7 protein-coding genes are annotated in these 6,806 nt (G+C 67.7%); 6 read left to right on the top strand and 1 reads right to left on the bottom strand.

The genetic code is table 11. The features are described from left to right. A partial coding sequence (locus VEG08_14930) for a Wzz/FepE/Etk N-terminal domain-containing protein (protein HXZ29286.1) occupies positions 1-287 on the bottom strand: 287 nt, incomplete at its 3' end. Between the two features lie 362 nt (positions 288-649). On the opposite strand from VEG08_14930, the gene VEG08_14935 reads away from it, so the two are divergent. The 6 genes from VEG08_14935 to VEG08_14960 are packed head-to-tail and all read left to right on the top strand — an operon-like array spanning position 650 to position 6,687. Further along, positions 650-1,402 (top strand): acylneuraminate cytidylyltransferase family protein, encoded by a 753-nt coding sequence (locus VEG08_14935; GenBank protein HXZ29287.1) that lies wholly within the window; start codon positions 650-652, stop codon positions 1,400-1,402. 8 nt (positions 1,403-1,410) lie between these two features. Beyond that, positions 1,411-2,463 (top strand): N-acetylneuraminate synthase, encoded by a 1,053-nt coding sequence (neuB, locus tag VEG08_14940; protein HXZ29288.1) that lies wholly within the window; start codon positions 1,411-1,413, stop codon positions 2,461-2,463. Then, positions 2,460-3,623: a UDP-N-acetylglucosamine 2-epimerase gene (gene neuC, locus VEG08_14945; GenBank protein HXZ29289.1), complete on the top strand. Its 1,164-nt coding sequence runs from the start codon at positions 2,460-2,462 to the stop codon at positions 3,621-3,623. The genes neuB and neuC overlap by 4 nt, the downstream gene beginning before the upstream one ends. A gap of 15 nt (positions 3,624-3,638) precedes the next feature. Beyond that, a complete protein-coding gene (locus tag VEG08_14950) occupies positions 3,639-4,613 on the top strand; it encodes a DUF1922 domain-containing protein (GenBank protein HXZ29290.1) in 975 nt (324 codons plus the stop codon). Next, positions 4,604-5,668, top strand: a complete 1,065-nt coding sequence (locus tag VEG08_14955) for a GNAT family N-acetyltransferase (GenBank protein ID HXZ29291.1) — start codon at positions 4,604-4,606, stop codon at positions 5,666-5,668. The genes VEG08_14950 and VEG08_14955 overlap by 10 nt, the downstream gene beginning before the upstream one ends. Then, positions 5,665-6,687 carry a Gfo/Idh/MocA family oxidoreductase gene (locus VEG08_14960; GenBank protein HXZ29292.1) on the top strand — a complete coding sequence of 341 codons (1,023 nt, stop codon included), beginning with the start codon at positions 5,665-5,667 and terminating at the stop codon, positions 6,685-6,687. The genes VEG08_14955 and VEG08_14960 overlap by 4 nt, the downstream gene beginning before the upstream one ends. The last annotated feature ends 119 nt before the right edge of the window (positions 6,688-6,806 follow it).

Raw genomic sequence — 6,806 nt, forward strand, 5'->3', positions numbered from 1 at the left:
TCGTCGGAGCTGCCGCTGTCGGTGGGCACCTGGTCCTTGAAGCCCAGGGGCGCGGGATTGTCGCGATAGATGGCGATCTGCCCGCTGGCCTCGTAGACGGGCGTGGTGGAGAAGGTGGCCACCGCCACCAGCGTGAACACCACCACCGCGGTGGCGATCACGATCCACTTGCGCTTGACCAGGATCTTCCAGTAATCGAGGACCGAGGGCTCGCGCGGCTCCACCGGCAGATAGCTGTAGGGGACCATCGGCGGGACCAACTCGCCGTGGACCGCGGGAGCAGGCACTCCCTTTTTCGACGGGATCAGATCACTTGGTTCCATACTGCGCACACCCCTGCGGGCCTAACCTTGCCTCCGGGGGAGAAGGCGCTTGCGGGGAGACCAGGCGCCAGCATCACCAACCGCCCCGTTGATCCTGCCACGTCTGGATACAGCCGATTTCCGCGCCAGAGTTCCTGTCATCTTACCATCATCGCGGAGGCGGGGGTACAGCTTTAGGCAACCCATGGCCTCCCGAATCGGGATTGATACCTCGTCTCCGGCTGACCCGCACAGCGGCAATGCGGTATAAGAGTTAAGAGTGAGGTTCCACCCATTACGAGTTGGTAATCGCAGATTCTCTCTGCGCGGGATCGGGGAGGACTGGAGTGAGTGTGCGTCCCCTGCTGGCGGTGGTACCGGCGCGCGGCGGCTCCAAGGGCTTGCCGGGAAAGAACGTGCGTCCGCTGGCGGGCCTGCCGCTGCTGGCGCATGCCCTGGAGTTCGCCCGCCGCTGCCCCGCCATCGACCGCTGCCTCGTTTCCACCGACAGCAAGAAGATCGCCGCCCTGGCCCGCCGCTACCGCGGCGACGTCCCTTTCCTGCGCCCCGCCGAACTGGCACAGGACGAGACTCCCATGCTCCCGGTGTTGCAGCACGCCCTGCGGGAAGTGGAGCGGATGGAAGGGCGGCGCTACGAGACCCTGCTGCTGCTGCAGCCCACCAACCCGGCGCGGCTGCCCCAGGACCTGGCCCGCGCGCTGGCCCTGCTCGACGCAGACCCCGGCTGCGTGGGCGTGATCGCGGTCTCCGAGCCCGCCTTCAACCCGCGCTACGTGTGCGTGGAAGAGCAGGCCGGCTACCTCCGCCGCCTGTTCTCCGGCGGGCCCGCCTACACCCGCCGCCAGGACGTTCCCCCGGTCTTCCGCGTCAACGGCATGCTCTATTTGTTCCGCCGCGATTATCTTCTGGAGACGAAGGAGATCGACGTGGACGCCGCGCCCCTCCGCATGCTGGTGCTGCCGCGCGAGCGCGCCTTCGACATCGACGACCTCCATGATTTCCAGATGGCCGAGCTGGCCCTGCAGGCCGGGCTGGTCAAGCTACCCTGGTTGAAGAGAAAGCGGCGCGGTCGCAAATGACGAAGGCGATGCCAACGACGATCAGGATCGGCGAGCGCGTGATCGGCGCCGGGCAGCCCTGCTTCGTCATCGCCGAAGCCGGCGTCAACCACAACGGCAGCCTGGAGATGGCTCGCCGCCTGGTGGACGCGGCCGTGCAAGCCGCTGCGGACGCCGTCAAGTTCCAGACCTTCCGCTCGGAGAAAGCCATCTCTCCCTTCGCGCCCAAGGCTGCCTACCAGGTGGAGACCACCGGCGCGGGCGAATCGCAACTGGAGATGGTGCGCAAGCTGGAGCTGCCGCCGGAGGCCTTCCGCGAATTGAAGAGCTACTGCGCCCAGCGCGGCATCCTCTTTCTCTCCACTCCCTTTGATGACGAGAGCGCCGACCTGCTGGACGAGCTGGGAATGGCCGCCTTCAAAGTGCCCTCGGGCGAGATCACCAACCTGCCTTTTCTCGAGCACGTGGCCCGCAAGGGCAAGCCGCTGATCGTCTCTACCGGCATGTGCGAGCTGGAAGAGGTGCGCACCGCGGTGGACTGCCTGCAGCGCGCCGGGGCGCGCGAGTTGGCGTTGCTGCACTGCGTGAGCAGCTATCCTGCGCCCGCCGCCAGCATCAACCTGCGCGCCATGGCGACCCTGCGCGAGACTTTCGGCGTCCCGGTGGGCTTTTCCGACCACACCCTGGGCATCGCCATCCCGCTGGCGGCGGTGGCGTTGGGCGCCTGCATCGTCGAGAAGCACATGACGCTGGACTGCAAGCTCCCCGGCCCCGACCACCGCGCCTCGCTGGAGCCCGGCGACTTCGCGGCCATGGTCGCGGGCATCCGCGCGGTGGAAGCGTCGCTGGGCGACGGCGCGAAGCGCCCCGCGGCGGAGGAGCGCAACACCGCCGAGGTAGCGCGCCGCAGCCTGGTAGCCGCCTGCGCCATTCCCGCGGGCACCGTGCTGCGCGCCGAGCACATCGCGATCCTGCGTCCGGGGACGGGGCTGGCTCCGGCCTTGCGCGAGCAGGTGATCGGCCGCCGCGCCGCCCGCGACATCCCCGCCGGCACTCTCCTCACCTGGGAGATGCTGGCATGAGAAGCATTGGCGTGGTGACCGGCGCGCGCTCCGACTACGGTGTTTATCGGCCGATCCTGCGCAAGATCCAGGCCGACCCGGAACTCAAGCTCCTGCTCTTCGTCTGCGGCGCGCACCTGCTGCCGCAGTACGGGATGACGGTCAAGGAGATCGAGGCTGACGGCTTTCCCATCGCCGAACGCGTGGAGATGCTGCTCGCCTCCGACACCCCCGCCGCCGTGGCCGAGTCCATGGGACGGGGTACCGCCGGCTTCGCCCGCGCCTTCGCCCGCACCCGCCCCGACATCCTGTTGGTGGTCGGCGACCGCTTCGAGATGCACTCGGCAGTGGTCGCCGCCCTGCCCTTCAACATCCCCGTGGCGCACATCGCCGGGGGTGAGCTGACCGAAGGCGCCATCGACGACAGCCTGCGCCACTCCATCACCAAGCTCAGCCACCTGCACTTCACGCAGACCCGAGAGTATGCCGACCGCGTGATGCGGATGGGGGAAGAACCCTGGCGCGTCAGCGTGTGCGGCTCGCCCTCGCTCGACAACCTGCGCGCCCTGCAGATGCTTTCCGCGCAGGAGCTGGAGCAGCGCCTGGGCGTGCAGCTCGGCAAGCCATTTCTGCTGGTCACCTACCATCCCGTCACCCTGGAGATGGACGACACCGCCCGCCAGGTCGGCGAACTGCTGGCCGCTCTTGCGGCCGTGGGCATGCCGGTGGTCTTCACTATGCCCAACGCCGATCCCGCCAACGCCACCATCCGCCGTGCCGTACAGCAGTACGCCGCCGGGCGCCAAGACGCCTGGGCGCTCGAGAACCTTGGCACGCAGATGTACTTCAGTATGATGGCGCTGGCCGCCGCCATGGTGGGCAACTCCTCCAGCGGCATGGTCGAAGCACCCTCGTTCCGGCTGCCGGTGGTCAACATCGGGACACGCCAGGATGGCCGTGTGCGCGCGGCGAACATCATCGACGTCGGCTACGGGCACGAAGAGGTCGCCGCCGCCATCCGCTGCGCCGTCTCGCCGGAGTTCCGCGCCGATCTGCGCGACAGCCGCAGCCCCTACGGCGAGGGCGACGCTTCCGCCTGCATCGTGGAGCGCCTGAAATCCGTGCCCCTGGATGCCAAGCTGATCCGCAAGCGGTTCATCGACGCGCGCAACAGGGGATGAGGAACGTAGGAGACTATGCAGATCGATCTTGTTAACCGGCTGGTTCGATGTCCCCAGTGCGGCCGCTCGGAGTGGAAGAGCGCGGATGCGGCAACGCTGCGCTGTCCCTGTGGAGGCCGCATGGCAGTCGACGGGCCGGTCGTCCTCTCGCCGGAAGCTGCCGCCAACGATGCCGCCCGCTTCTACGCGGCCGCCGGCGGCACGCACCTCGCCAATGTGCGTTTCGCCGACAACGTCCAGGTCAGCAGCGCGACCCGCGCCTACCGCCGGTGTCTGGACGAGTGGTTTCCGCAGCGCCTGGGAACCGTGGTCGATCTGGGTTGCGGAGACGGGCGGATCACGCGTTGGGCCATGGAGAAGGGGGCAATCACGGTGGTGGCCCTCGACTTCATCAAGGCTAACCTCGACGCCGTCCGGTCTACGGCCTCGGCTGTGGGCTTCCCGGGCGAGCTTCTCCTGGTCGGCGCCGGCGTCGTGGACGGCTTTCTGCGGCCAGCGGCGTTCGACACGGTGCTGTGCTTCGAGGTGCTCTCCTACCTGTGCGGGGCGAAGGACCGGGTTGACGTACTCCGATCACTAAGAACTCTTCTCAAGCCCGGCGGCACCCTGGTGCTATCGGAGTTCCCGCGCCATGGACGGGTTCTGGCGGACGTCGTCGCCATGAACGTGGACAACATGCGGCGCACCGCCTTCCAGGGCAAGCGGCTGGAGAAGTCGGCCGCGACCAGCGTGGAGGTGACGCATCCGACCCTGGAAGAACTCCGGCAGGATTGCGCGGCCGCCGGCTTCACAGTGGTGGAGGCCCGCGGCGTTTCTCCCATCTCCATGCTCTTCCAGCATGCCTACAACTTCACCAGCTATCCCTTGCGCCCGCCGCTGGATGCGGAGATGCAGCGGATCATCGAGCGACTGGAAGACGGTTCCTGCGAACCCTGCGAACTTTCCCGCAACGTGGTCTTGCGACTTCAGGATTCCGGGCAATGCCTCTGACCGCGCTGAGTCCCGACGATCCTCGGTGGACGGACCTGGTCGCGGCGGCGGGAGCGGATATGTTCTATGAGCCCGCCTTCGCGCGCTTTCGCACGGCCGGCTCTCCCCACAAACCTCTCATGCTCTGCTATGAGGACGCGCTGGGGACGGTCTTCGACGTGACCGTCGCCAAGTCCATCGCAAGCCTCCCCTTCTTCGAACTGGTGCGGACCGAGCTGCCTGCCTCGCTGGTCGATGTCGCCAGCCCCGAGTACAACGGCCCCGTGGTTCTGGGAGGCGATCGCAAAGAGCTGATCGCGCGCTACCGCTCTGCGGTCGAGGAATACCTGCGGGACATTTCAGCGGTGACGGAGTTCGTCCGCCTTCATCCTCTCAACCGGGCCAAGCCCGAGCTGGCGGCGCACGTGCCCCTGCACGAGGCCTCACAGATCGTCTACGTTGACCTCCGGGGCGGCTACGAGAAGGCATGGAAGGAGTATCGCAAGGGACATCGCTCCACCATCAAGAAGGCGAAGAGCCAGGGCGTGGCGGTCACCTTTGTGCCGTCCGACGCCGACCACCTGGCGGAATTCGTCGCCCTGTACGACAGCACCATGGAACGCCGGCACGGCAAGCAGGTCTACCCGGCCGAGTTCTTCTCCAGTCTCTTCCAGCACCTGGGACAGCGGGCGCTGCTGGTGGAATCGCGGCTGCACGACCGTCTCGCCGTGTCGGCGGTGTTCCTGGCCGGCCGGAAGCATCTGTGGTACTACTTTGCCGGAAGTGATGAGGAACTGATCAAGTCCGGCGCCAGCACCTACATGGTGGATTGGGTGATCCGGTGGGCGGCGGAGCGGGGCATCGAGTTCGTCATGCTGGGAGGGGGATTTGAACCGGGGGATTCGCTGTACACGTCCAAGCGGGGTTTTTCCCACCTCATGACCGGGGTGAATCACATACGGCGCGTCTGCAGCCCGGAGCACCTCCTGGCGCTGCAGAACGCCAAGGCGGAGTACGACCGGGCGCACGGGCGCCAGACGCGCCTGGACTACTTTCCCTCCTACTGGCTCGCATGAGACCTAAGGTTGGCATCATCGGAGCCGGGCGCATGGGGCGGAGGCACATGACCGCCGTCCGCCAGCTCGGCCTGGAATTGGCCGGCATCTGCGACCTGGACCGCGAGGCCCTGGCCCTGGCCTGCCAGGAGCACCAACTCTCGTCGGCCCAGGCCTTCGGCAACGCAGAAGAGTTGTTGCGCGGCGCGCGGCCCGAGTGCGTCATCGTCTCGACCACCGCTCCCTCCCACGCCGAGCTGGGATGCCTGGCGGCGGCCGCCGGGGCCCGCTACATCCTCTGCGAGAAGCCCATGGCCACCTCCCTGGCCGAGTGCGACGCCTTGCTGGAGGCCGCGCAGCGCTCCGGGGCGCGCCTCGCCGTCAACCACCCGGCGCGCTTCACGGAGATCTACCGCGAAGCCAAGAGGGTGGTGGAGTCGGAGGCGTTCGGCGGGCTGACCAGCGTCACCATGGTGGCGGGCAACATCGGCCTGGCCATGAACAGCACCCACCTCTTCGAGATGTTCCGCTTCACCACCGGGGAAGCGCCGCGCGAGGTCACCGCCTGGTTCTCTCCCGGCACGTTCCCGAACCCCCGGGGGCCGCAGTTCGACGATCGCGCCGGATCGGTGCGGCTGACCACCGCCGGCGGCAAGCGCTTCTACCTGGAGGCCGGCAGCGACCAGGGACATGGCTTCACCATGGTGTACGCGGGCCGGTTCGGCCAGCTCCTCGTCGAGGGGCTGGCGGGGGAGATGCGCCTGATCGTGAGGAAGGACAGCGAGCGCCATCAGCCTTTGACGCGCTACGCTTGTCCCGCCGACGAGCGCGCCTGGAAGGTCTCCAGCTCGGATGCCGTCGCCGGCAGCCGCGCTGTCCTCGAGGCCTTGCTCAAAGGGGAGAACTTTCCATCGGGCGAGGAGGGACGGCTGGCGATCGAGGTCCTGGTGGCGGCCTACGTCTCCCACGAGAACGGCCACGTGGCGGTCCGTCTGCCGGAGACGCCCCTGCCACGGGAGCGGAGATTCCCCTGGCCGTGACTCTATGGTGCCGGGAAGCCCCAGGCCGGAGACAAGCGCCGTGAAGATCGCCATCGTGGGCGCGGGCGCCATGGCGGGAGAGCACGCGCGCGCCTTCGCCGATGTTCCCGGCGTGACGG

The organism is Terriglobales bacterium, assembly GCA_035624475.1.
In the GTDB taxonomy this organism is placed as follows: domain Bacteria; phylum Acidobacteriota; class Terriglobia; order Terriglobales; family Acidobacteriaceae; genus DASPRL01.